This is a genomic window from Pseudomonas sp. S1_G07 (genome assembly GCF_054668565.1).
Genome location: NZ_CP162778.1, coordinates 4,399,866 through 4,423,814, shown reverse-complemented (window position 1 = coordinate 4,423,814; position 23,949 = coordinate 4,399,866). Strand labels below are relative to the sequence as shown.

The 23,949-nt window shown below is 63.7% G+C and carries 16 protein-coding genes; 5 read left to right on the top strand and 11 right to left on the bottom strand.

All coding sequences use genetic code 11. The annotated features are described in order from the left end of the window. Positions 1-14: 14 nt before the first annotated feature. Positions 15-1,130 (bottom strand): Gfo/Idh/MocA family protein, encoded by a 1,116-nt coding sequence (locus AB4O05_RS20005; protein WP_460135753.1) that lies wholly within the window; start codon positions 1,128-1,130, stop codon positions 15-17. Positions 1,131-1,441: 311 nt separating this feature from the next. Between AB4O05_RS20005 and AB4O05_RS20000 the strand changes: the two genes are divergently transcribed. Continuing rightward, the gene (locus tag AB4O05_RS20000; RefSeq protein WP_460137537.1) at positions 1,442-2,482 is read left to right on the top strand and encodes a WD40/YVTN/BNR-like repeat-containing protein; all 1,041 of its coding nucleotides are present in this window, start codon (positions 1,442-1,444) and stop codon (positions 2,480-2,482) included. A 15-nt stretch (positions 2,483-2,497) separates the two neighbouring features. Continuing rightward, on the top strand, positions 2,498-4,873 hold the full coding sequence (locus tag AB4O05_RS19995) for an efflux RND transporter permease subunit (RefSeq protein WP_460135754.1): 2,376 nt from the start codon (positions 2,498-2,500) through the stop codon (positions 4,871-4,873). A 50-nt stretch (positions 4,874-4,923) separates the two neighbouring features. Here AB4O05_RS19995 and AB4O05_RS19990 read toward each other — a convergent pair whose 3' ends face one another. After that, positions 4,924-9,606: a coiled-coil domain-containing protein gene (locus AB4O05_RS19990; RefSeq protein WP_460135755.1), complete on the bottom strand. Its 4,683-nt coding sequence runs from the start codon at positions 9,604-9,606 to the stop codon at positions 4,924-4,926. A gap of 171 nt (positions 9,607-9,777) precedes the next feature. On the opposite strand from AB4O05_RS19990, the gene AB4O05_RS19985 reads away from it, so the two are divergent. The 3 genes from AB4O05_RS19985 (at position 9,778) to AB4O05_RS19975 (ending at position 11,566) form a co-directional block, all read left to right on the top strand. After that, complete coding sequence (locus AB4O05_RS19985; RefSeq protein ID WP_460135757.1) at positions 9,778-10,068, top strand: DUF5629 family protein; 291 nt, start codon at positions 9,778-9,780, stop codon at positions 10,066-10,068. Further along, positions 10,055-11,230 (top strand): lactonase family protein, encoded by a 1,176-nt coding sequence (locus AB4O05_RS19980; RefSeq protein ID WP_460135758.1) that lies wholly within the window; start codon positions 10,055-10,057, stop codon positions 11,228-11,230. Before AB4O05_RS19985 ends, AB4O05_RS19980 begins: the two co-directional genes overlap by 14 nt. A 156-nt stretch (positions 11,231-11,386) precedes the next feature. Then, a complete protein-coding gene (locus AB4O05_RS19975) occupies positions 11,387-11,566 on the top strand; it encodes a hypothetical protein (RefSeq protein WP_460135760.1) in 180 nt (59 codons plus the stop codon). Positions 11,567-11,572: 6 nt separating this feature from the next. Here AB4O05_RS19975 and AB4O05_RS19970 read toward each other — a convergent pair whose 3' ends face one another. The 9 genes from AB4O05_RS19970 to AB4O05_RS19930 form a co-directional block, all read right to left on the bottom strand. Then, the gene (locus AB4O05_RS19970; RefSeq protein WP_460135761.1) at positions 11,573-12,166 is read right to left on the bottom strand and encodes a glutathione S-transferase; all 594 of its coding nucleotides are present in this window, start codon (positions 12,164-12,166) and stop codon (positions 11,573-11,575) included. Beyond that, positions 12,163-15,801: an AAA family ATPase gene (locus AB4O05_RS19965; RefSeq protein ID WP_460135762.1), complete on the bottom strand. Its 3,639-nt coding sequence runs from the start codon at positions 15,799-15,801 to the stop codon at positions 12,163-12,165. Before AB4O05_RS19965 ends, AB4O05_RS19970 begins: the two co-directional genes overlap by 4 nt. After that, positions 15,798-17,039 carry an exonuclease SbcCD subunit D C-terminal domain-containing protein gene (locus tag AB4O05_RS19960; RefSeq protein WP_460135763.1) on the bottom strand — a complete coding sequence of 414 codons (1,242 nt, stop codon included), beginning with the start codon at positions 17,037-17,039 and terminating at the stop codon, positions 15,798-15,800. Before AB4O05_RS19960 ends, AB4O05_RS19965 begins: the two co-directional genes overlap by 4 nt. 173 nt (positions 17,040-17,212) lie before the next feature. Beyond that, the gene (locus AB4O05_RS19955) at positions 17,213-17,455 is read right to left on the bottom strand and encodes a DUF6124 family protein (protein ID WP_460135764.1); all 243 of its coding nucleotides are present in this window, start codon (positions 17,453-17,455) and stop codon (positions 17,213-17,215) included. A 613-nt stretch (positions 17,456-18,068) separates the two neighbouring features. Continuing rightward, entirely contained in the window at positions 18,069-19,709 is a 1,641-nt protein-coding gene (locus AB4O05_RS19950; protein WP_460135765.1) for a BatD family protein, read from the bottom strand. Next, positions 19,706-21,445: a tetratricopeptide repeat protein gene (locus AB4O05_RS19945; protein WP_460135766.1), complete on the bottom strand. Its 1,740-nt coding sequence runs from the start codon at positions 21,443-21,445 to the stop codon at positions 19,706-19,708. Before AB4O05_RS19945 ends, AB4O05_RS19950 begins: the two co-directional genes overlap by 4 nt. Further along, on the bottom strand, positions 21,442-22,530 hold the full coding sequence (locus AB4O05_RS19940; RefSeq protein WP_460135767.1) for a vWA domain-containing protein: 1,089 nt from the start codon (positions 22,528-22,530) through the stop codon (positions 21,442-21,444). The genes AB4O05_RS19945 and AB4O05_RS19940 overlap by 4 nt, the downstream gene beginning before the upstream one ends. Continuing rightward, positions 22,523-23,017 (bottom strand): DUF4381 domain-containing protein, encoded by a 495-nt coding sequence (locus AB4O05_RS19935; RefSeq protein WP_460135768.1) that lies wholly within the window; start codon positions 23,015-23,017, stop codon positions 22,523-22,525. The genes AB4O05_RS19940 and AB4O05_RS19935 overlap by 8 nt, the downstream gene beginning before the upstream one ends. Further along, entirely contained in the window at positions 23,014-23,946 is a 933-nt protein-coding gene (locus tag AB4O05_RS19930; protein WP_460135769.1) for a DUF58 domain-containing protein, read from the bottom strand. The genes AB4O05_RS19935 and AB4O05_RS19930 overlap by 4 nt, the downstream gene beginning before the upstream one ends. Positions 23,947-23,949 lie beyond the last annotated feature (3 nt).

The window sequence follows — 23,949 nt, the reverse complement described above, 5'->3', positions numbered from 1 at the left end:
TTTGGCATTGTCACTCAAACGTATTCTATTTTCACCCAGCGCTCTTCTCGGGCGGCGAGCCGAATCGCCGTCGCCAGCCGCTCCACTGCCCAGGCCGCCTCAAAGTCGCTGCCGTCGGCACCTTGCCCCGCCATGGCCATGATCAACTCCTGCACTTCCAAGGTCTTCAATTCGTTGTAACCCAACTGATGCCCCGCCGCCGGGCTGAACGCTGCGTAACCGGGCAGGGCAGGGCCGGCCAGTACGCGCTGGAAGCCGTCCTGGCCGTCACGGCACAGGCGCAGTTCATTCAAGCGTTCCTGGTCGAAGGCCAGCGTGCCTTTCGTCCCGCTGATCTCAACACTCAGGTGGTTCTTGTAGCCCTGCTTGAGCCAACTGCTGCTCACCGTACCGCGTGCGCCGTTGGCGAAACGCAGCAGCGCATGCACCTGGTCATCCACGGCGATAGCCTTGAGGTCGTTGCTGCCTTTTACGGTGGGGCGCGTGGCATGCACGGTCTGGGTATCGGCGCACACGCTGACCACATCCCCCACCAGATAGCGCGCCATCGACAGCAGGTGGCTGCCCAGGTCTGCCAATGCTCCGCCGGCGTGTGCCTCGTCACAGCGCCATGACCAAGGCGCCGTCGGGTCGGCCATGAAGTCTTCGCTGAACTCGCCCTGGAAGCTGATGATGTCGCCCAGTTCGCCCTGGGCAATCATCTGCCGCGCCAAGGTGATCATCGGGTTGTGCTGGTAGTTGTAACCCACCCGCGTCACCACCCCGGCGGTGGCGGCAGCGCGGCGCATGGCGTCGGCCTGTTCCAGGCTGACCGCCAGGGGTTTTTCGCAGTACACCGCCTTGCCGGCGGCAATCGCCGCCATGGCCATGGGGTAGTGCAGGTGGTTGGGCGTGGTGATGGCCACCACATCGACCTTGGGGTCGTTGATCAGCGCTTGCCAGTCGCCATGGGCCTGGGCAAACCCCCAGGCCGTGGCGCAGCGCTGGGCGCGTTCGCTATCGGCATCGGCCAGGGTGGCCAGTGTGAGGCGTACCGGCAGTTCAAAGACCGCGCGGGCATTGTTGAACGCCAGTGCATGGGCACGGCCCATGAAGCCGGTGCCAATCAGGCCGATTCCGAGTTCGCGCATCGCCGTGGGTCCTTTGAATTATTGTGATGGGGTGGCTATTAATGGAATAAAAATTCTCTAATTTCAATGGTGGAATAAAAATTCATTCGCCTGTCGCAATCAGCCTGGCGAATACGGCTATATTCACCATCTGGCCAAATGCCGCCAGTTAACAAAAGATAACGTAGCGCCGATTGTCAGACGATTCCAAAGCCCGATAGGATGGCTCCTGCTTCCTCCAGGCGCTCTAGATTGCAGGTTTCAGAGCCCGGGAAGGCGAGACGACCTAACAAAAAATAATAAAGGGGAGAAGGTCTATGAGTGAGCCTGTCATGGGTTGGGTTGTTTGCCGCCCACGCGCCGCACGCAGGGTTGCGTTGCTGGCCACAGCGCTCTCGTTGCTGGCAGGGGCGGTGTTGTCCACACCCGTGCTGGCAGCCAGCGATACCGCCGCACAGCCGGTGTTTGCGATTGAATCCCCCAAGGCCGCCAAGGGCCTGATGATCGACGTGGTCCACGCAGGCTCGCGCCTGGTGGCGGTCGGTGATCGCGGGCATATCCTCTATTCCGATGACCAAGGCAGCCACTGGACCCAGGCCAAAGTCCCCACCCGGCAATTGCTCACGGCGGTGTTTTTCGTCGATGACAAACACGGCTGGGCCGTGGGCCATGATGCGCAAATCCTCGCCAGCAGCGATAGCGGCGCCACCTGGACCCAGCAATACCAGGACCTCAAGCGCGAAGCGCCCTTGCTCGATGTGTGGTTCAACGACGCTCGCCACGGCCTGGCGGTAGGCGCCTACGGTGCGTTGCTCGAAACCATCGATGGCGGCCAGACCTGGGAGGACGTCAGCGACCGCCTCGACAACGAAGACCAGTTCCACCTCAACGCCATCGCCGCTATCAAGGACGCCGGCCTGTTTATCGTCGGCGAGCAGGGCAGCATGTTCCGCTCCAGCGACGACGGCCAGACCTGGGAAAAACTCGAAGGCCCCTACGAGGGCTCACTGTTTGGCGTGATCAGCACGGCGCAACCGCGCACCCTGTTGGCCTACGGCTTGCGCGGCAACCTGTACCGCTCCAGCGATTTTGGCAGCACCTGGGAACAGGTCGAACTGAACGCCGCGCGCGGAGCCCTGGAGTTCGGCCTGTCGGGGGCGACCTTGCTGAGCGATGGCGCCATCGTGGTGGTCGGCAACGGCGGCAGCGTGGTGGTCAGCGATGACGACGGCCAGACCTTCAGCGTGTTCAACCGCCCGGACCGTATTTCACTCTCCGCGGTCACGGCGGCGGGCAATGGCAACTTGATTCTGGTCGGGCAGGGGGGTGTACGTGTCGCCACCTCCACCGGCGCCGAACCGACAAAACAATAAGAAGGCGGGCAAAGAATGAGCAGTCATCACAACGATAAAGCGACCTTTCTTGAGCGCCTGATCTTCAACAACCGCCCGGCAGTGATCGTGATCTGCCTGCTGGTGAGCGTGTTCCTGTTCTGGCAGGCGACCTTGATTCGCCCGTCCACCAGCTTTGAAAAGATGATCCCCCTCAAGCACCCCTTCATCGAAAAGATGATGGAACACCGCAACGACCTGGCCAACCTGGGCAACACGGTGCGCATCTCGGTGGAGGCCAAGGACGGCGACATCTTCACCAAGGACTACATGGAGACCCTGCGTCAGATCAACGACGAGGTGTTCTACATCTCCGGCGTCGACCGCTCGGGCCTCAAGTCGCTGTGGAGCCCCAGCGTACGCTGGACCGAAGTGACCGAAGAAGGCTTTGCCGGTGGTGAAGTCATCCCGCAAAGCTACAACGGCTCGCCGCAAAGCCTCGATCAGTTGCGCAATAACGTGCTCAAGTCCGGTCAGGTCGGGCGCCTGGTGGCCAACGACTTCAAATCCAGCATTGTCGATATTCCGTTGCTGGAGTCCTACCCGGACCCGCAGGACCAGGGCAAGTTGCTGGCCCTGGACTATCGCAAGTTCTCCCATGAGCTCGAAGACAAGATCCGCGACAAGTTCGAAGCGCAGAACCCCAACGTCAAGATCCACATCGTCGGCTTTGCCAAGAAGGTCGGCGACCTGATCGACGGCCTGGTGATGGTGGTGCTGTTCTTCGGCATCGCATTCGTCATCACCCTGATCCTGCTGCTGTGGTTCACCAATTGCCTGCGCAGCACCATCGCGGTGTTGAGCACGACGCTGGTGGCGGTGGTCTGGCAACTGGGGCTGATGCACTTCTTCGGCTTCGGGTTGGATCCGTATTCGATGCTGGTGCCGTTCCTGATCTTCGCCATCGGTATTTCCCATGGCGTGCAGAAGATCAACGGGATCGCCCTGCAATCCAGCGAAGCCGATAACGCGCTGACCGCCGCACGGCGTACCTTCCGGCAACTGTTCCTGCCAGGGATGATCGCGATCCTCGCGGATGCGGTGGGCTTCATCACGCTGCTGATCATCGACATCGGTGTGATCCGTGAACTGGCCATCGGCGCCTCCATCGGCGTGGCGGTGATCGTGTTCACCAACCTGATCCTGCTGCCGGTGGCGATTTCCTACGCCGGCATCAGCGGGCGCGCCATCGCCAGGAGCAAGAAAGACGCGCACCGCGAACATCCGTTCTGGCGCCTGCTGTCCAAATTCGCCAGCGCCAAAGTGGCGCCGGTCTCGATCCTGCTGGCGCTGGTCGCCTTTGGTGGCGGCCTGTGGTACAGCCAGAACCTGAAGATCGGCGACCTCGACCAAGGCGCGCCGGAACTGCGCCCGGACTCGCGCTACAACAAAGACAACAACTTCATCATCAGCAACTACTCCACCAGCTCCGACGTGCTGGTGGTGATGGTCAAGACCAAGGCCGAAGGCTGCTCGCGCTATGAAGCCATGGCGCCCATCGACCAGTTGATGTGGAAGATGCAGAACACCGAGGGCGTGCAGTCGGCGATCTCGCTGGTGACCGTGTCCAAGCAGATGATCAAGGGCATGAACGAGGGCAACCTGAAATGGGAAACCCTGTCGCGCAACCCGGACGTGCTGAACAACTCCATCGCCCGTGCCGATGGCCTGTACAACAACACCTGCTCCCTGGCGCCGGTACTGGTGTTCCTCAACGACCACAAGGCCGAAACCCTCGACCGCGCGGTGCATGCGGTGCAGGACTTCGCTAAAGAGAACAACAAGGACGGCCTGGAATTCATCCTCGCCGCCGGTAACGCCGGGATCGAGGCCGCCACCAACGAGGTGATCAAGGAATCGGAACTGACCATCCTGGCCCTGGTGTACCTGTGCGTGGCCACCATGTGCATGATCACCTTCCGTTCCTGGGCGGCGACCCTGTGCATTGTGCTGCCGCTGGTGCTGACCTCGGTGCTGGGCAACGCGCTGATGGCGTTCATGGGCATCGGTGTCAAGGTGGCGACCTTGCCGGTGGTGGCGCTGGGCGTCGGCATTGGCGTGGACTACGGCATCTACATCTACAGCCGCCTGGAGAGCTTCCTGCGTGCTGGGTTGCCGTTGCAGGAAGCCTATTACCAGACGCTCAAGTCCACCGGCAAGGCCGTGCTGTTCACTGGTCTGTGCCTGGCCATTGGCGTGTGCACCTGGATCTTCTCGGCGATCAAGTTCCAGGCCGACATGGGCCTGATGCTCACCTTCATGTTGCTGTGGAACATGTTCGGCGCGCTGTGGCTGCTGCCGGCGCTGGCGCGGTTCCTGATCAAACCCGAGAAGCTGGCGGGGCAGAAGGGCAATTCGTTGTTTGCCCACTGATACTCTAGCGTCCTGGATAAACGCCCGACCTCAACCGTCGGGCGTTTTGCTTACGGCGCTAACGGCAGGAACCAACGCTCGGCCAGGGCCTTGCCGAGCATCCCGCGGTGGACCGCCACCACCGCTTGGGCACCTTGGGCGTTGTCCAGCAGGGTGTAATAGCTTTGCCGACGTTGCGCGGCAGTCTTGAGGTGCGCCACGCTGTAGTCGGCCTTGGGCGTTTGCGCGGTGCTGTAGTGAATATGCGCGTACCACAGCGGATAACCCTTGCGGTCGTTGATCGCGTATTCCTGGATAAAGTCTTTACGTACACCGGTCAGTGCGATGCGCCCGCCCAACAGCGCGACCTGCACCAGGCCCTGATCGAACAGAAATTGCAGGTTGCCGCTGGTGGGCGGCAGTTCCAGGCTGAGCGCCGTGCGCAGTTCGTGGCCTTTGCGGGTAAGACGAGTGACCCCTTGGCGCAGGTCGTCAAGCAGGCGCTGGTCGGCCGCCAGCCGTGCCTCGACGGGCTGTGCCTGGAGCACCTCGTCCAGTTCGTTGGCGGCTTTGCCGAGGCGGGCGGCCTCGTTGCCCAATATCTCTTCGATTTCCTGCGGGTGTCGGCACAACGTCTTGTAACGCTCGGCGCCTTGCAGGTGACCGTCCAACTGCCTGAGCAGCTTGCGCGCCTTGCCTTTGAGTTCATTCAGGGGCCTGGCAGGGGCCGGCGGTTCCGGCGTGCGCACGACGCGCACTTCATCCCAGAGCTCTTCGTCACGACGTGAATACGTGGCGATCACTTGGTTGTTGTCCTCCGCACGCACCTCGACCACGTCAATCGGCAAGCTGCTGCCGGCGGGGGCCAGGTCGCCGATCACAATGGCGCCGCTGCGGGTTCTGATGAGTTTCTTCTGCGGCCGGCCAGCCCTGATCTTTGGGCGTTTTGGCGGCTTCCTGACGGGTTCCGGGTCGGGTTTGACTTCACTGGCCAACTGTTGCGTGGCGTCGTCGTAGAGCTTTTCGACGAGTTTGAACAACCTGTCGAAATAACCGGTTTCCAGTTCATCGGCATTCACCTCGCGCAGCCCTTGCAAGCCGTCCAGCGCCTGCCCGTAGCGCTCCACCAGGCTTTCCAGGGTTTCACGACGTTCGACTGCCGTCAGTTCCAGGGTCCTGAGTTCGGAATGGGAGCGCACATGCACGTTCAGTGGGTCGATGATCGCGTTGAGGCCGTCCATCAGGTCCAGCTCGGCGTCCTTGATGCTCAACACCCGCAGGCTCAGCAATTGCAGTTTTGCCACGCCCAGGGCGGTAATCTCGTTTTCCGGGCGGTCGCGGGTCAGGCGCTCGAAGGCCGCCACGCCGTCCGGCCCCAGCTCATACAGCGCCGCGAGTTGTCGGTCCTTGAGCTCAAGGCTTTGCAGGCTGAGCTCATTGATCTCGGCCAGTTCCTTGATAAACGCCAGGTAACTGACGTAGTGCTCCAGAATCACGCGGCGCAGGTGCAGGCCGCCGCTGGTGAAACGACGGTGAGCCGCGTAGAGCTGCTCACGGTCCTGCTCAGCCAGCACCACGGTTTTGCGGGCATTGTTGAGGGTGTTTTCCCTCAGGGTCAGCACGGTCTCGGCGCGCAGTGCAATGCCGTGTTCGATACGTTCATCGAGTGTCTCCAGCAACTGGCGGAACACATCGGTCTGGCGCTCCAGGGTGGTTTTGAACTGGTGTCGCAGGCCGGCGCGCTGTTGGGCGGTGAAACGGGGGTCCTGTTCGGCGCGGTCCATGACGCTTTGCGAGACGTCTACCGCGCGTTGCAGCGCGACTTGCTGGGCGAGGAAGTCGTTGTACTGGTCCGTCAACTGCACTTTTCGCTGGGCCTTGCGCCGACGTTCCGCCGCCATCCGCTTGGGCGGCATGCCGCCACGCAGGCGCAGGTTGAGGTCGAGCGCCCAACGGCCGCTATCGTCAGCCTTTACGTAAGGGCCCTGACGGCTGCTGTCGAGCGGGTCCACGATCACCGTACTGCCGTCTTCCAGCAAGTTGAGACGGTAGAGGTGTTGCTCGATCAATACGTGCCATTGGTTGTCGAGCACATATAGCCCTCGGCGCGGGCCATACAGGAGCGGCGGCAGTATCGCCGGACGCGGGACTTGCAGGCGCGACAGCCGTGCCTGTTGCGCCGCCGTGAGACGCTGTCGGGCACTGGCAAAGCCCAGCTCCAAGGCTGTGCTGCGCTCGCCGGGAAATTCACCGGACATCACCACGACGCCTTCGGTGATCCTCGGTGCCTTGGGTTGCGGCCACTGATCCGGCAACCGACGCGGGGCCGGCAGGCGCAGGGCCTGGTCCTTGAGCCGGGACGGTAACGGCGCAGTGCTCGGTGCCCTGGGTGCCAACTCACCCAGCACATTTGCCAGGTTCAACAACACATCGGCGGCCGCCAGTTCCCGTGTGGTCGGATCGGTGCTACCAAGCATGGGCACGTCGCGTTGCAGGCTCGTCGCCAGCGTCAACAGCCATGCGGTGAGCAAGGCCGGCCCGCGCAACAGGGGCAACAGCAGCGTATTGAACAACACGCCCCCGGTTTCCAGTAGCGCCTCCCATCGACTGCTTTGGGTGGACACCGATTGGTGGCTGGCCTGGTCGACCAGCGCCCGTGCATTGCTGCCGTAGAGGTACTGCATCAATTGCCCATTGAGCAGGTATTGCAGCAATTCATTGCTGGCACCGTCGTTGGCCAGGCGTGCCGGCGCCGGGGTTTCCAGGGCGGAGAACTCGTCGCCCTGGCCAAAACGCACATAATGCGGGAGCAGGAAACCGCCGTTGTCGTAGATTGGGCGCGCCTCGTCGCTGAGCCAGGTCAGTACGCTGGTTTGCAACGCTCCCGGCTGTGCGATGGCGTCCAGCAGCGCCTCGCGGGTGGGGAACTCGCATAAGGCGTCGGGGTACAGCGGGCGGTAGAGCAGGTGAGGGCCCTGGGTGTTATCGAGCGGTTCAATGATGAACATGTTGGCGACCACATCCGCCACCGCTTCGGCTTTGCGTAGCAGCGCCAGGCAGCGGATGGCCACGGCTTGCTCATCTACCCGACGCGCGCTGGCCTGCGGCCGGACCAGCGCCGCGACATAGCGCGCGCCCGTGGCGCTGACGGCGCCTTGTTGTTGCAGATGCAGTTCCAGTGCCTGCAGCGGCAGTTGGTGGCGCAGTTGCTCGGCAAACAGTTGCATGCGTACCTCGACGGACGGGGTACCGCCGAGCAATTGTTGCCTGAGGAAGTCGGGATAGTGCTTGCCGATATCGACGGTTTCGATCAGGCCGTCGGTGCGCGTGATGAAGTCGGCTGTCAGCCAGGCGGGCAGTTCCAGGCCGTCGCGATGGGCCAGGGTCAAGGTGCCACGCGGTTGCCCGACCAGGTTCTTCAGCGCCAGTTCCGTGAGGCTCATGTGGGTGACATCGACAATGCCGGGGGCGCCGGGATAGCCCGCATAGTGGGTGAAGGTGAGCGTGACTTTGTCGGGGTCATAGCGCTCGGGCGGCGCGGGGGTGTCGCCGGCGGCCAGCACGCGTTGTTCTTGCTGCAGGAGGACCTGGCGCAGCTTGTCCAGGGTAAAGACGTGAATATCGGTAATGTCGTTGAGAAAGGTGCGGCCCTTGTTGAGGATCTTGCAGGCGGCCAGCCCCAGGCTGTGCTGACGGTAGGCCTGTTGCTGGGCCACCGAGGCGCGCTGCAACCAGGCGGGCAGTTGCGGGCGCAGCAGGTGCTCGAACTGCGGTTCGCCGGCTGGCGCGTCGACAAAGTACTGCGCCGGGTCGCTGAGTTCCGCATACAGCGCCTGCAGCGTGCTCAGCCCCAGCGTGCAGGGCAGGCGCAGCGCTTCGAGGCTTTTGAGTTGCTGGTTGAGGATCAGCGCGGCCTGGTGGTCGAACACGTTGCCCTGGATCTCATAGCGCCGCCAGGTCAGCGCGTCGATGCGGTAATCGTTGGCGAGTTTCGCGCCCCAATACTGGCCGAACGCGTCAATTGACGCAAAGCGCTCGACACGTCCACCCGGCTTGCACAGCAGCACGATGACCTGGGTATCGACGGTGCGCACCAGCAGCATTTGCGGCCCGAGCAGCAGCGACTCCTGGCCATCGCTGCGCACGTCTGTTTCCAGAGCATAGGCGTAGGTTTGCGCCAGGCCATGGCGGGCCAGGCGTTGGTCGTAGTCGGGGCAGTTGACCACCTGTTGCAGTGTGTCGCGCTCAAGGTCGGTCAAGCCCGGTTGTTTCAAGACGGTGACCTGCAGGGTGGTCAGGAGTGTGTCACTGAGCTGGCGCCAGCGGCTCGGGGAGGCCTCGCCGGTCTGGTTCCAGTAATCGCTCAGGGCGCTTTGCAGGGCGATGGGCACGGACCATGGCAGTTCCTCAATCAGCGTAGCGATCCGCTGCATATCCAATGGCGTACCCGCCGGTGTTTTCAGGCGCTGGGGTGGTTGTTGGGTGAGGTAGGCGGTACGTGAGTCCAGCTCACTGACAGGCACGGGCGCGCCGCTGGCCAGGTAGTCGAGGACTTTTGTCGTGAGCGGCTCATAGTGCCAGCCGCCGGAGGCATGTGGGGTGGCCAGCTGGATCTGGGGCAGATCCAGGGTCAGGCCGGGGTAAGCGGCAGTCAGTGTTGCGGTCAGCAGGTCTTGCACGACGGTTTCGAAACGGGGGCGGTCGGCGAACAGCGCGCTGACGGTGTTGGCCACGCTGGGGGAGGGTGACGGCATAGTGGGTCTCCAGGGTCAGTAATCGGGGCATCACCGTGATGCCGGGTTACTTAACGCCGTTGCGGCGGTGGAGAAGGGGTAGCCGGCTACCCCAAGGCATAAGGCCGCAGTGGGTGTGTGGGCCAAACTCGCCTATCATGGGAACTTTCCCCTTCAGATGACTGACTTGTAATGACTGCAGACAACCTGGCCACCGTCCTTGAAACCAGCGACATGCTCGAAATCGACGGGCTGCACGCCTTCGACTTCGAACTCGGCGCCGAGAAGCTGCTGATCACCGCCATGGACGGCCGTGCTGAAAAACGCTGGAGTTTCAGCCTGGAACAGGTGCAGGCCGCCACGTTCGATACCACCTTGCAAAGCTGGACCCTGACCGGTGATTCGGGCGAACACCGCCTGATCTGCATGAGCGCGTTCACTGGCAATAACAACGATGAGGACCAAGCCGATGATGATGCGTAAATTCTGGCCGCTGCTGATGGCCGGCAGCGTAGGCGCGATGTCGGTACAGGCCGCGCCGGCCGACATCCATGAATTGCTCGTGGGCAGCTACACCGCCGGCAGCAGCGAAGGCATCTACCGCCTGCAGTTCGACAGCCGCACCGGCCAGTTCCAGGGCTCGCCGGTACTGGCGGCCAAGGCGGCCAACCCGTCGTGGCTGACGGTCTCCAAAGACCAGAAACACCTGTTTGTGGTCAACGAAAACGGCCCGGGCCAGAAAGACGCCGTCGGTCGCGTGAGCAGCTACAGCATCGAGCCCAAGAGTCACCAACTGACCCTGATCAACCAAGTGCAGAGTCTGGGTAATGAGCCGACCCACTCCAGCGTCGCCGCTGACGGGCGTTACCTGTTCGTCGCCAACTATTCGGTACTCGAGGATCCGGGCGGCAGCCTGGCAATCCTGCCGGTGGACGCCACGGGCAAGCTGTCGCCGCCGGTGCAGTTGAGCGGGCACCCGGCCAGCCGCGTGAACCCTGAGCGGCAGGCGTCCAACCATGTGCACTCAGTGGTGTCATCGCCGGACGGCAAGTACGTGTTTGTGCAAGACCTGGGGGCGGACAAGGTGTTTGCCTATCGCTACGACCCCAAGACCAACCACGAGCAGCCGCTGACCCCGGCCAACCCCGCCTCGGTGCAACTGCCGCCAGGCAGCGGCCCGCGTCACCTGCTGTTCAGCGCCGATGGCAAGCATGCCTGGCTGACCACCGAGATGAGCGCCCAGGTCGCCGTGTTCGATTACAACGACGGCAAGCTGACCCAAACCCAGTTGGTGGACTATGCCGTTGGCCAACCCGTGTCGGACAAAGCCGGCGCGGCGCTGCATGCCTCCAGCGATGGCAAGTTCCTCTATGTGAGCAACCGTGGCACGGCCAACCATATCCTGGTGTTCAGCGTTGACCCGGCCACCGCACACCTCAAGCAAGTGCAGCAACGCTCGGTGGAAGGCGACCACCCGCGCGAATTCGCCCTGGACCCCAGCGGCAAGTTCCTGCTGATCGCCAACCAGAAGAGCAATGAAATCGTGGTGCTCGAACGTGACCCCAGCACCGGCTTGCTGGGTAAAACCACGCAGAAGTTGCCGATCGATGCCCCCAGCGACCTCAAGTTCCTGGTGCGTCAATAAGCCACAGGCCCCGCCATGCGGGGCCTGACTCTTTGTATTAATTGTATTAATAGCGGCTACTGTTTCAAAGCATTTCTAAGGTTCAACCCTCGGGCGTAAGTTGGGTTCCAAGGCCTTCCCCGGCCACCCAACCAAACGAACACAAGGGTTACCGACATGAACTTCAATCTCTTCTCGATCATCGCCGCTTCCGCTGTTTCCGCCACCGTGGCATTGCCAGCGGCCGCCAGTGTGGAAGTCAGTGGCAAACGCTCCAGCACCAGCGCCTATACCCAGAAATACCTGCAACAAAGCGCCAACTTCTATGCTGCCCTGGATCACAAGACCCAGCGCTGAGTGGCCTCAGGGTTTTGCCATTACCGCGATGAACAGCGGTGATTGCAAAAAGCGTTGTAACCAGGCTTGTAGCCGACGATATGGCGTTGCGGCAAACCACTCCCGGTCCACATGGGCAAACTGGCGCACAAACGGCGCCAGTGCCACATCGGCCAGGCTCAGGTGATCGGCCAGCAAGTAATCTCGCTCTGTCAGCAACGCTTCCAACCTCTGCAAGAACACCTCGCCCTCGGCCCGGTAAAAAACCATCGGTTGCTCCGGGTAACGCTCGGCGTACTTGTATCGATTCAAGTGATGTTTGAACCCTTGATCATTCTCGGCGATCAGCGCCAGCGTGGCCGGGTTGCCCTGTAGCAGCCAGTCGTCAGGATCGTTCTGCGCCAGGGCCCATTGCATGATCGCCAGGCTCTCATCAATCACTTGGCCGTCCACGCTCAACACCGGCACCGTGCCCTTGGGTGACAGCGCCAGCATCTCGGCCGGCTTGGCCTTGAGGCTGACCTCGACAATCCGCACCGCGACCCCGGCGTAGCGCAACGCCAGGCGTGCGCGCATGGCATACGGGCAGCGCCGGAACGAATACAGCAACGCCTCGTTCACTTGACCTCCAGCGTGCTCAAGCCATTGCCCTGGCGCTTGACCTGAATCTGCACCGGGATGCGCTCGTGCATTTCCTGCACGTGGGAAATCACCGCGACTTTACGGCCCTGGGCCTGCAAGCCATCCAGTGCGTCCATCGCCAATTGCAGCGACTCAGGGTCGAGGCTGCCGAAGCCTTCGTCGATAAACAGCGATTCGATCTTCAAGGTGCTGGACGCCATCGACGCCAGGCCCAAGGCCAGCGCCAGCGACACCAAAAACGTCTCGCCGCCGGACAGCGAATGCACCGAGCGCAGTTCATCGCCCATTTCCGTGTCCATCACCAACAGGCCCAACATGCTGCCGCCGCGCTTGAGGCGGTAGCGGCGTACCAGTTGGCGCAGTTGCACGTTGGCGTGGTGCACCAGCAGGTCGAGGTTGTAGGCCTGGGCGATCTTGCGGAAGGTATCGCCGGTGGCCGAGCCGATCAGCGCATTCAGGCGGGCCCAGCGCTGCCACTCGTCATAAGCCTTGGCGAGCTGTTCGTTCAGGGCGCTGTTGGCGTCCTGGCGCCGCTGGTCTTCGGCCTGGCGCGCGCGCAGTTCGGCGACGTGTTTCTCGCCCTCGGCCAATTGCTGGTTGAGCGCGGCGAGGGCGCTGTCCAGCTGTTCGGCCTCCAGGTTGCCGTTGTGCAGGGCCTGGTGTTCGGCCAGGCGTTGGTCGCGCTCCTGCACCAGGACCTTGGCTTGTTCCACGGCTTTTTCGCTGTGTTGCAGCTGCTGGCGCAGTGCATTGACGTGCGCCTCGTCGAAGGCCAACAGGCGGGTGAGGCCGGCGTCGTGCAGTTCGGGGTGCAGGGCGCGCCATTCGCCGAGGCGTGTCTGGAGGGCGTGCTGTTCGGCGCTGAGCGCTTGCTGGCGTTCCTGCCGGGCCTTGAGGTCGGCGGCCAGTTGGATCAGCGTGTTGCGGATGTCCTGCAGCTGTTGACTGGCATCCGTTTCGCTTTGGCGTGCCAGGCTCACGGCCTGGTCCAGTTGTTGTTGCCAGTGGTCGGCACTGGTGTGCCCGCCGAGCAGGTCGGTGAGGCTTGCCTGGGCGGCCTGTTGCTGCGTGGCCAGCTCGCTGACCTGTTGGAGCAGGGTGTCGAGTTGCTGCTGGCGATGCTGCTGGTGGGTCTGTTCTTTCTCGATGGCCTGCTGGCGCTCCTGCTGCTCGGCCAGTTCGTCGCGCTGATGGCCCAATTGCTCCAGGCGCTGGCTGACCTGCTGGTCCAGCTGCATGAAGGTCGCGGCCGGTTCACTGCGCAAGCCGTCGAGGGTATCGCCGGGCAACAGGCTGGCGAAGGCATGGAGTTCTTCGTCAAGGCGCTCGCGGTCGTTGGACAGCTCGCGCTGCTGATCCACCAGCAATTGGCGGGCTTGCTGGCTGGCGTCCTGGGCGGCTTGCAGTTGTTGCTGCAAGCGCCCGGCGTTCTGTTGCAGGTTGAGCAGGGCGGCCTGGCGTTGTTCGTCCTGGGTGATGCTTTGCGTGAGTTGGGCCAGTTGCTGAGCCAGCCACGGGCTGCGTTTGCCCGCGTCCTGATTGAACAGCGAAGCGGCCAGCGGGTGCGCATCCAGGCTGGGTTTCAGCGCGTGTTGCTGTGTCGCCAACTGCTCTTGCTGTTGCAGGAATTCCTTTTGCTGGGCGATCAGGCCGCCGACTTCGCCGCGCAGCTCGGTGAGTTTTTCCTTGAGGGTGTCGACGGCTTTCTGCGCCGTGGCCTCTTCGCTTTCGTCATGGCGGCCGAGGCTTTGCAGCAAGGCCTCGGGCTGGTGATACGGGTGCTCATGGCTGCCGCACACCGGGCAGGGCTGGTCGTCCTGCAACTGCTCGCGCAATTCCTCGACGCTGGCACTGCGCGCCAGGCGTTGGCGTTCGAGCAGTTGCTTGGTCACCGTCAGCGTCTGTTCGGCGACTGTCAGTTCGGCTTTGGCTTGCAGGCCGGTCTGGTTGAGTTGCTCGCGCTGCTGCTGGGCGTCGGCAAGTTTTTGCGTGAGGGCGGCGGCTTGCTGGTCCAGCTGTTGCTGACTGTCCCACAGGCGCGTGAGGTCTTCAAAGGCGCGTTGTTGCTTGCGATTGTCCTGCAGCAGGCTGGCAAGCAGTTGGATCTGTTCGGCCACCGCATGGGGTTCGGCGCCGGCCTCCTGGTACAGCAGGTCCAGGGCTTCGCGCTGCGCGGTGAATGTTTCGGCGGCACGGGTGGCGCGTTCTTCCAGCTGCGGCAGTTCTTCCTGGCCCTTTTTCAGGCGGCTGCCTATCACCATCAGCTGTTGCAGGCGCTCGCGCTGATAGGTCCAACCCTCACTCAATGGGGCCAGGGCGGCGCTGCGCTCGAGCTCGGCGGCCAGGCGTTGCAGGCGCCCGGCGACGTGGGCTTGCTTGTCCTGCAAGCCCTTGAGCAACGACTGGCCTTCGGCGCAGGCGGTTTGCTGCTGGAGTTTGTCTTCGCTGCGCTTGGCCAGGTCTTTGGTCAGGTGGGCGAGGGTGCTTTGAGCTTCGAAAGCCTGGCGCAGCAACGGCACGGCGTCGCCCTGGGCTTTCAGCGCTTCGGCCAGTGCCGCCTGGGCGTGGGCCTGCTGCTGTTGCGCCTGCGCTTGGCGGGTCTGCAGAGCGGTTTGTTGTTCGAGGTGCTGCTGAATCTGTGCGGCCAATGGCGTCAGCAGCCCATTGAGCTCAACCTGGCGCGTGAAGTGATGGCGTTGCGGTGCCAACTGCTCCAGCCGGTTCAGGTCCTGGCGTTGGGCCGCCTGGTTGTCCCAGTCGGCCTGGGCCCGTTGCAGTTGTTGCGTAGCGTCGAGCTGGCGCTGTTGCCATTCACGCAGTTCCTTGAGCCAGGTGTGCTGCAATTCCAATTGCTTGAGCTGGGCCTGCCGGGTCTTGAGCTGTTGCTGGGCGTCGGCCAGTTGTTGGTCCAGTTCGGCGCGGGCTTCGGCGGCCAGGGGCACCACGCCGGTGGCTTGGTCCTGCAACTGCTTGTGCGCATCCTTGGCGTCCTTGGCCTTGTCGAACGCACGGCGCCCCAGTTGGGTGTACAGGGCGGTGTCGGTGAGCTTTTCCAGCAGTTCGCTGCGCTCGTTGTCGTTGGCCTTGAGAAACGCGCTGAACTCGCTTTGCGCCAACAGAACGGCGCGGGTGAATTGCTCGAAATTCAGGCCCAGGGCCAGTTCCAGCTGGGTTTTGTATTCGGTTTTCTGGCTGGCCAGCAGTTGGTCGCTGTCGAGGTCGATCAGGCTTTGGCGGCTGTTCTGCAACTTGCCGCTGGCCTTGTCGCGGGCACGGTTGGCTTCCCAGCGCGCGCGATAGCGACGGCCGTTGACGCCGACGAAATCCACCTCGGCATAGCCGCCGCCGGTGCCGCGTCGCAGCAAGGTGCGCGGGTCACCGATGGAAATATCGCTGTCGGCATCCGGCATCTTGGCCTGGCCGGTGTCGCCCAGGCGCGGCACCGCGCCAAACAGCGCCAGGCACAGTGCGTCGAGCAAGGTGCTTTTACCGGCGCCGGTGGGGCCGGTAATCGCAAACAACCCGGCACTGGCCAGGGGCTCGGCGGTGAAGTCGATCTCGAACGGGCCGGCCAGGGAGGCCAGGTTCTTCAGGCGGATGGCGAGGATTTTCATGCCTGCTCCTCCTCTTGCTGCACTTCCTGGAGCAGCACGGCGAAGTCCTTCAAGGTCTGTTCATCCACTTCGCTGCCGTAGCTGTCCTGCCAGGCGCGGCTGAACAGCTCCTGAGGCGTGAGCTGGTCAAGTTCGATCAGGCGCTCGTCGTCCGTGTCATCGTTGCCGCGTTTGCCCGCGTACTCGGCGGCGATGCGCACCAGGCGCACGGCCTTGCCTTGCAGCGCGGTTTCGATCTGCTGGCGCAGGTCCGGTTGCGGCTCGTCGAGGCGCACGCGTACTTCGAGCCAGGGGTGGCGTTGGGTTTCGGCGAGCAGGTCGATGTCGGGCAAGTCCGCCAGTTGCTTAAGGATATCGGCCAGTGGCGCGGCTTCCAGGCGTTGCAGGTTAACGGAGCGGGGGATCAAGAGCGGTTCGACGCTGACCAGGGCTTGGCCTTGGAACGTTACGTCGAGAATCTGGTGCTTGTAGCCGATTTCGGAGAACGACAGCGGAATCGGTGAGCCGCTGTAGCGAATGCGCTCTTCGCCATTCACCTTTTGCGGCTTGTGCAAATGGCCGAGGGCAACATAGCCGACACTTTTATCGAACAACGTGGCTGGAAGCGCCTCGGCATTGCCGATGATCAGGCTGCGCTCGGAGTCTTCCGACACTGAGCCGCCGGCCATATGGGCGTGGCTGATGGCAATCAGCGCCTGGCCTTTTTTGCGTTTGGCGTTGGCGGCGGCGATCAGCCATTCATGGACTTGGCCAATACCGCGCAGGTAATCGTCACCCAGGTGCGCGCCGGTGACTTCCGCCGGGCGCAGGAAGGGCAATGCCAGGCACCACGCGGCGATCTTGCCTTTGGCATCCGGCAGCGGGATCAGCAGGCGTTCGGCGTCCAGCTGGCCGTCATCCAGCCACAGCACGCGGCCCAGGGCATGGGTGCGCAAGCGCCGCATCAACGGCGCGGGCAGTTCGATGCGCGAGCCGGAATCGTGGTTGCCGGCGATCATCACAATGGTCAGGTCGGGGTTTTGTTCGTGGGCGCTGATGATGAAGTCATACAGACGCTCCTGAGCCTTGAGCGGCGGGTTGACCGTGTCGAAGATATCGCCGGCGATCAGCAGCGCATCCGGGCGCTGGGCTTTTAACTGGCCCAGCAGCCATTCGAGGAAACAGGCGTGTTCGAAGTCGCGTTCCTGGCCATGCAGGTTCTGGCCAAGGTGCCAGTCGGAGGTGTGGAACAGACGCAAGGCGAACTCCGTGGAGAAGATGAAAAGGAGGGGAGTTTACCTGTAAACGCACACAGGGTGCCGGTGGGTGACCACGATCCAATGTGGGCTGGCTTGCCTGCGATGGCGGTGGGTCAGCTGGCATAGGGGTCTACTGGTCCACCGCCATCGCAGGCAAGCCAGCTCCTACAGGGTTATGCGGCGTTGGTGGGGGTTGGGTGCAGGCAATCCAGCGCCCGGTCGGCGAGGGTCTTGGCCATGTCGATCAAGTGCGCGGTGGCGCAGGCCATGTCGCGCTGGGCGCCGGTCAAGCCTTCGGCCGTCCCGGTGGCGGTGGTGGCGGCGCAGCGAAGCAGTGATGAAATGCTGGCGATGGCGTCTTCGAAACTGAGGTTTTCGTGGGCGACGAAGAGTGGGTCGGGGACGATTTTGTTCATGCGTGAAGCTCCTGTTTGGGTTGGGAGCCAGTCTTTTGCCGATCTCACTCGACGAAAGGTGGCAGCTATGTGCGGGGTGAGATTACCGGACAGGAGCACCCGGTCAGACCGAGGTCTGCCCGCACACAGCCGCCATAGAGCATGTTGCTCGCGGTTGTGGCACTTGGCTCCGTTCATCACAGGATCTCACCCCTGATCGCTGATATGCAGCGACGGAGCGAAGGCTAGCCAGTGGACTGAGCAGGCGCAAGGCCGTGGGATTGTCTAGGAAACGTCCTGCAAATTAAAGGGATATGGATTGCTGGCCTTTAACAATGCATGTCGACCATACGACACAAGTCAAATGCAGGAGACCCCACTACCCCGTGGCGAGCGGGCTTGCCCCGCGTTGGGGTGCGAAGCGCCCCTAATGAAGACGAATGCACTGTATCAGGCACGCCTCTGCGCCTGGTCTTGGGGCTGCTTCGCACCCCAACGCGGGGCAAGCCCGCTCGCCACAGGAACGTGTTCGCCGTCTCACATCCTTAACTGACCAGCATTGGGGTTTGCCCAGATGCCAGTCAGTTAAGCGCCGCTCCCACACCTGGAGTGTGTGGTGTCAGGAATGTTGCGATTACTTGGGATACAGCGGCGGCAAGCTGGTGGTATCCGTGGCCGGGTCTTGCTCGCGCTCGGCCATGGGGATGGCCTTGATCGCGCGCCACAGGTCTTCACCCAGCCAGAAGTGGCCGCTTTCGCTGTACAGCGCGCCGTTCAAACCATCCAACGCATCCGACAGCGGCACGAACCGCGCGGCCATGTCGGCCAGGGTTTCCGGTTGCTGCCGGGCCCAGGCGTCGAGGGCCTGGCGGGTGGCGTGGGGGTCGTTGGCCTGGGTCGCGCGCTTGAGGTCGTCGAGCAGGGTGCGTGGGCTCGGGCCGGTTTGTGCGGCGCGTTGTACGGCCGGTTGTCGGCGTGCACGCCACCACAGGCCAAAGCCGAGCAGGGTGGTGCAGGCCAGGAGCAGGGTGCTCAGTTGCCATAGCCACAGGTGGTTGTCGTCGGGGGCGGTGATGATGGTGGGGGTGGCGGGAGTGTCCACCGCCAGGCTCGGGTTGTTGGCCACTTGCAGGGTACGGGCAGGCAGGCTGGTGCGTTCGAGGTGGTCCTCATGGGTGTTCCACCACACGACCTCCACCGCGGGCAGTTCCAGGCTGCCGGCGCGGTTGGGTACCAGGGCTTCGCGGTCTTCGCGGCTGGCGGTCAGGCCGCGATCACTGGTCTGGTTGCCGAGCACCGGCTGGTCCGGGTAGCGGCGCAAACCCGCGATATCGGTGCTGGGCAAGGCCGGCAATTGCGCGCTGGACAGGCCCTCGGCCTTGACCGTCAGGCTGCGGGTCAGCGAGTCGCCGACCTGCACATGCTCGGGGTCCGGGTTCCAGCTCTCGCTCAGGGTAAGGCTGCGGGCCGGCAACCAGGCGGCGTCGGCCGGATACAGCGCCGGCTTGGGCTTGACCGTCAGTGGCAGCGGCGCTGAACTCACGTGGATCAGCTTGCCGGGTTTGGTGCCTTGCAGGGTATTTTCCTGGGGTGGGCGCGATTCGACCAAGGTAGCGCTGAAGGTCTGCGCAGGAATCTCAAGCATGCCGCTGTGTTGCGGGTAGATCGCGTAGCGGGTTTCGATCACGCCATGGCGGATGCTGTTGATGACTTTCTCGTAGGTGCGCGACTCACCCAACTGTTCCACACGGGCATCGGGGATCTGCAAGGGCGTGAGGCTGCTGTCGTCGTACAGCGACACCGAGTGGTACACGCGCACGGTCAACAGCACCTGGGCCTGCACGTACACGCTGCTCTGGTCGAGATTGGCTTCGACGAACACCGGTGCCAGTTCGGCGCTGGTGTTCTGGCTGGTGGTTTCCAGCACTTGCAGGTTGATCGGCTGGGTTGTGAACTGGCCCACTTGCAGCGGCGGGATGACGACGTTGCCGCTCTCCTTGGGCAGCAGGGTAATGATCCAGCGCGTGGTGGCGTGGTTATCGCCGCCCAGGGTGGTGAGCTGGTTGATCTGCCGCGTGCCGCTGACTTCGAACTGCGCATCCAGGGGGGACAGGTCGGGCTTGCCGAACTGGGTGACGTCGCTGGACTCCACCGTCAGTTCCACCGTTTCCCCAGCGTTGAGGCGGCTGCGATCGACGCTGGCGACCAGGTTCGCCGCCTGGGCGTGGGCTGCCGATAACGCGAGCAGAAACAGAAGGGTGGTGCGGCGGCTCATCGAGTCTTGTCCTGATGCTGTTGCTGTTCGTACCAGAATTTGCGCCGCAGCAGTTCGCCGGGGTTGTCCGGGATTTCCCGCAGCCATTGTTCCAGGGCCTGGCGATGTTCGCCGTCGAGGCTGGCGTCGATGGGACGCAGTGGCGGGCTGGTGGTTTGCTCATCCCCCAGTTCGCTGCCCGGTACTTCGTTACCGCCGGTTTGCGGTGTGGCGCCGGGCTGGGTATCGCCGCTGGCGGCTTCACCCTGCCCCTGGGAAGACACTTCGCTGTCCTTGGCGGTTTGCCCACTGGCGCCCGGTTGCGCAGTTTGGCCGGGTTGACGGGTTTCGTCATCTTCGTTTTTTGCCGGTTGTTCGGGCTCGGGCTGCGCCTGTTCCTGCATCAGGGTTTCCACCATGGCTTTGTTTTTCAGCGCCGGTTGCAGGTCGGGCTGGGCCTCCAGGGCTTGTTCGTACGCATCGATCGCCGCTTCCAGCTCGCCGGAGCGGGCCAGGGCGTTGCCGCGATTGTAGTGAGAGTAGGCGTCTGTGCCCTCGGCAAACCGCTTGATGGCCTCGGCATAGTTGCCCGCTTCATACAGTGCTACGCCTTGCCATTGCGGGTCCTGGAAGTGTTCGGCGGCCTCGGCCGGGCGCTTTTTCTTCAGCAGGTATTGGCCTTGCTGGTCGGGGCGCAACCACAAATCCTGGAACTCAAAGGCATAGCTGGGCTGGGGCGCGCCCAACAGCAGTAGCGCCAGGCAGAACAGCCAGCCACGGCGGGCGGCGCAGGCGGCGAGCAGCAGCAACGGCAAGAGCAGCCAGTAGCCCTGGTCGGCCCAGGTGTCGAGGTGCAGCAGCTGGCCGTCGTTGCGCAGCGCCTGTGGCGGGTCGAGCACGCCGAGCTGGCGCAGGTCTTTGTCGTCCAGGCGCGCGGCACGGTAGCGGCCGCCCATTTCGCTGGCGAAGGCCTTGAGCGTCGGGCTGTCGAGGCGCGGCACCAGGATCGCGCCCTGTTCGTCCTTGAGGAACTCACCGCTTTCCTGGGTCACCGGGGTGCCTTCGCGGCTGCCGATGCCGAGGATCGACAGGGGCGGTGCCCGGTTGTTTTGCAGCAGCAGGCGAATGCCCTGGCGTTCCTGCTTGGACAGCGACGAGCCAATCAGCAGCAGGCGCCCCTGGCCAAGACCGCCCTGGTTGAGCAAGCCCAAGGCCTTCTCCACGGCCAGGTCGGCGCGGTGGCCGGGCTCGGGCATGATCGAGGGGCGCAGGGCTTCGAGCAGGTTGCCGCTGGTGGCCAGGTCGTCCGACAGCGGCACCAGCGTGTGGGCGCTGCCGGCATACACGACAATGGCGGTTTGCGCATCGGTGCGCGCCTGCAGCAGGTCATACAGCTTGCGCCGCGCCTGTTCCAGGCGATTGGGCGGGCTGTCGGTGGCAAGCATTTCCGGGGTCAGTTCCAGCAGCACCACCAAAGGGTCGGAGGGCTTCTGGCTGTTTTGCTCGACCCGCTGCCAACTGGGGCCGAGCAGCGCCAGCAACGCCAACAGCCAGGCAATCCCGAGCACTACCCAGGGGGATTTGCTTTCGCGGCCGTTGCCGCCACTGAGCAGCACGGCGTGGAAGGCCGGCGGCAGGATCATCTGCCAGCGCCCGGCGCGTTTTTGCCGATGCCACAATTGCCACAGCAACCAGCCGAGCAAGGGCAGCAGTAACAGCCACCAGGGGCGGAACCAGTGCGGCCACAGGTCGATCATCGACGCCTCCGCAAGCGCAGGCGTTTGAGGCGCTGGCGCCATTGTGGATGCTGTTGCAGGAAGATCCCTTTGCGCGACAGTGCGTTGAACCCGCGTTGCAGTGCGTTATCGGGCCAGCGTTCCTGGATCACCAGCAGCATGCTCAGGATCAGCGCCAGGGCCAGTGGCCCGCTGTACAGCGCCTGGGCCGGGCGGGCCTGGGTGGGCTGTTGTTCGACAGGTTCGAGTGTATCGAGGGTGTCCTTGATGGCTTGCAGTTCTTCGCCGTCACGGGCGCGGAAGTAGCGGCCGCCGGTGGTCTCGGCGATGGCCTTGAGCGCCGGTTCGTCGAGGTCCAGGCTCGGGTTGACGCCCAGGATGCCCAGGGAACCGGTTTGCTCGGGGTCGGCACCGATGCCGATCGGGTAGATCTTCACGCCTTCTTCAAAGGCCAGGCGCGCGGCGGTCAGCGGGTCGATCTGCCCGGCGTTGTTGGCGCCGTCGGTGACCAGGATCAGCACGCGGCTTTGCGCCGGGCGTTGGCGCAGGCGTTTGAGGGCCAGGCCGATGGCGTCGCCGATGGCGGTGTTCTTGCCGGCGATGCCGATCCGCGCTTCGTCCAGCCAGGTGCGCACGGTGCGACGGTCGAAGGTCAGCGGGGCCTGCAGGTACGCCTGGCTGCCGAACAGGATCAGGCCGACGCGGTCGCCTTCGCGGCCTTGCAAAAAATCGCCGAGTAAATGCTGGACCAGGTTAAGGCGGCTCACGTCTTCGCCCTGCCAGTGCATGTCGGGAAAGTCCATGGAGCCGGACACGTCCACCGCCACCAGCAAGTCGCGGCCACTGGCGGCAATCGGCAGCGGTTCACCGAGCCATTCCGGGCGCGCGGCGGCGGTCAACAGCAACAGCCACAGCACCACGAATGGTGCCTGCTGGCGCCAGCCCGGCAGGTTCGCGCGGGCACGGCGACGGGCCAGCCCTTCGAGGTCGCTGAGGTAGCTGACTTTAAGTGCCGGCTCGCCGCTGTCGGCCGCGGGCAGCACCCACCGCATCAGCCAGGGCAATGGCAGCAGGGCGAAGATCCACGGCCAGGCGAACTCAAACATGTTTGCGAATCCAGGTGTCGACGGCCTGGGTCAGGCCGGCGATGGCCTTGTCGTCGAGTTTGCATTCGGGCTTGTAGGCGCCTTCCACCAGCACCATCCAGCGCGTCAGGCCGGCGGCCGGGCAGCGGTTGTCGAGGAACGCCAGCCATTTGCGCCCGTTGAGGGTGTGGCTCTGGCTATACGGGTAGTCATTGCGGCACAGGCGCTTGAGCAGGCCGTTGAGTTGTTGCAGCCAGGCGCCGGCGGGCGCGCCGTCGTAGGGCTTGGGCATCAGCGCCAGCTCGGCCAGGGCGGCAATGCGCAGCGGGTCGAGTGGTTGTTCGGCGCGGGCGAGCGGACGCCGCGCGGGCAGCAAGCGGCGCAGCGACCATACCCCCCAACCGATCAACGGAATCACCAGCAGCAACAGCCACCAGCCCGGCGCGGGGGGCCAGAAGCCAATGGGCGGTGGCGCGATCAGCGGTTGCAGTTGGTCGAGGCTGCTCATTGTTTTTTCGCCGGGCGTTGCGGGTTGAGGTATTCGCGCAGTTGCTCGACCATTTCGCTCTGGGTGCTCAAGGGCATCAGCAGTACGCGCAACTTCTGCGCGAGCAGTTCCCAGCGGGCGATGCGCGCTTCGGCCTGGGCCTTGTAGGCCTGGCGCAGGTCGACGTTCAGCGTGTCCAGTTCCAGCTGCGCGCCGCGTTCGGCGAAACGCAGCAGCCCGGCGGCGGGCAGGGCGTGGTCCAGCGGGTCGGAGATCGGCAACAGCAGCAGGTCGCAATGGCGCGAAAACAGGCTCAACTGTTGTTCGGCGCCCTCGGTCAGGGCGCGCTCATCGCAGATCACAATCACCAGGCTGCCAGGGCGCAGTACTTCGCGGCCTCGGCGCAGGGCCATGCTCAGGGCCTCGGTTTCGGGGCGGCTTTCGGTGTTCAGGCTCTGGTTGACGCGCACCAGGCGGTTGAGCAGTTGCAGCAGGCTTTGTTTGCTGCGGCGCGGCTTGATTTCGTAGTGCTCGTTGTCGCCGAACACCAGCCCGCCGACTCGGTCGTTGTGCCCCAGCGCCGCCCAACCGATCAGGCTGGCCGCCTGGGCCGCGAGCACCGACTTGAACATCTGCCCCGAGCCGAAAAACAGCCGGCAGCTTTGTTCCACCATGATGAAGATCGGGCGTTCGCGCTCTTCGTGGAACAGCTTGGTGTGCGGCTCCTGGGTACGTGCGGTGACGCGCCAGTCGATGGTGCGCACGTCGTCGCCGGCCTGGTAAACCCGCACCTGATCGAAGTCGACCCCACGCCCGCGCAACTTGGAATGGTGCAGGCCGATCAACGGGCTGCGCTGGCTCGGCGTGGAAAACAGCTGCACTTCGCGCACGCGGTGGCGCATCTCAATCAGTTCGCTGAGCGTGACGCGGATCCCATCGCCGGTGCTCATCGA

What these genes read in the sequence shown, in the direction of transcription:
- AB4O05_RS19955 (WP_460135764.1), bottom strand. Translation starts at nt 17,455, where the DNA reads ATGAACAAAATCGTCCCCGACCCACTCTTCGTCGCCCACGAAAACCTC.
- AB4O05_RS19935 (WP_460135768.1), bottom strand. Translation starts at nt 23,017, where the DNA reads ATGAGCAGCCTCGACCAACTGCAACCGCTGATCGCGCCACCGCCCATT.
- AB4O05_RS20000 (WP_460137537.1), top strand. Translation starts at nt 1,442, where the DNA reads ATGGGTTGGGTTGTTTGCCGCCCACGCGCCGCACGCAGGGTTGCGTTG.
- AB4O05_RS19975 (WP_460135760.1), top strand. Translation starts at nt 11,387, where the DNA reads ATGAACTTCAATCTCTTCTCGATCATCGCCGCTTCCGCTGTTTCCGCC.
- AB4O05_RS19990 (WP_460135755.1), bottom strand. Translation starts at nt 9,606, where the DNA reads ATGCCGTCACCCTCCCCCAGCGTGGCCAACACCGTCAGCGCGCTGTTC.
- AB4O05_RS20005 (WP_460135753.1), bottom strand. Translation starts at nt 1,130, where the DNA reads ATGCGCGAACTCGGAATCGGCCTGATTGGCACCGGCTTCATGGGCCGT.
- AB4O05_RS19950 (WP_460135765.1), bottom strand. Translation starts at nt 19,709, where the DNA reads ATGAGCCGCCGCACCACCCTTCTGTTTCTGCTCGCGTTATCGGCAGCC.
- AB4O05_RS19940 (WP_460135767.1), bottom strand. Translation starts at nt 22,530, where the DNA reads ATGTTTGAGTTCGCCTGGCCGTGGATCTTCGCCCTGCTGCCATTGCCC.
- AB4O05_RS19995 (WP_460135754.1), top strand. Translation starts at nt 2,498, where the DNA reads ATGAGCAGTCATCACAACGATAAAGCGACCTTTCTTGAGCGCCTGATC.
- AB4O05_RS19965 (WP_460135762.1), bottom strand. Translation starts at nt 15,801, where the DNA reads ATGAAAATCCTCGCCATCCGCCTGAAGAACCTGGCCTCCCTGGCCGGC.
- AB4O05_RS19985 (WP_460135757.1), top strand. Translation starts at nt 9,778, where the DNA reads ATGACTGCAGACAACCTGGCCACCGTCCTTGAAACCAGCGACATGCTC.
- AB4O05_RS19980 (WP_460135758.1), top strand. Translation starts at nt 10,055, where the DNA reads ATGATGATGCGTAAATTCTGGCCGCTGCTGATGGCCGGCAGCGTAGGC.
- AB4O05_RS19945 (WP_460135766.1), bottom strand. Translation starts at nt 21,445, where the DNA reads ATGATCGACCTGTGGCCGCACTGGTTCCGCCCCTGGTGGCTGTTACTG.
- AB4O05_RS19930 (WP_460135769.1), bottom strand. Translation starts at nt 23,946, where the DNA reads ATGAGCACCGGCGATGGGATCCGCGTCACGCTCAGCGAACTGATTGAG.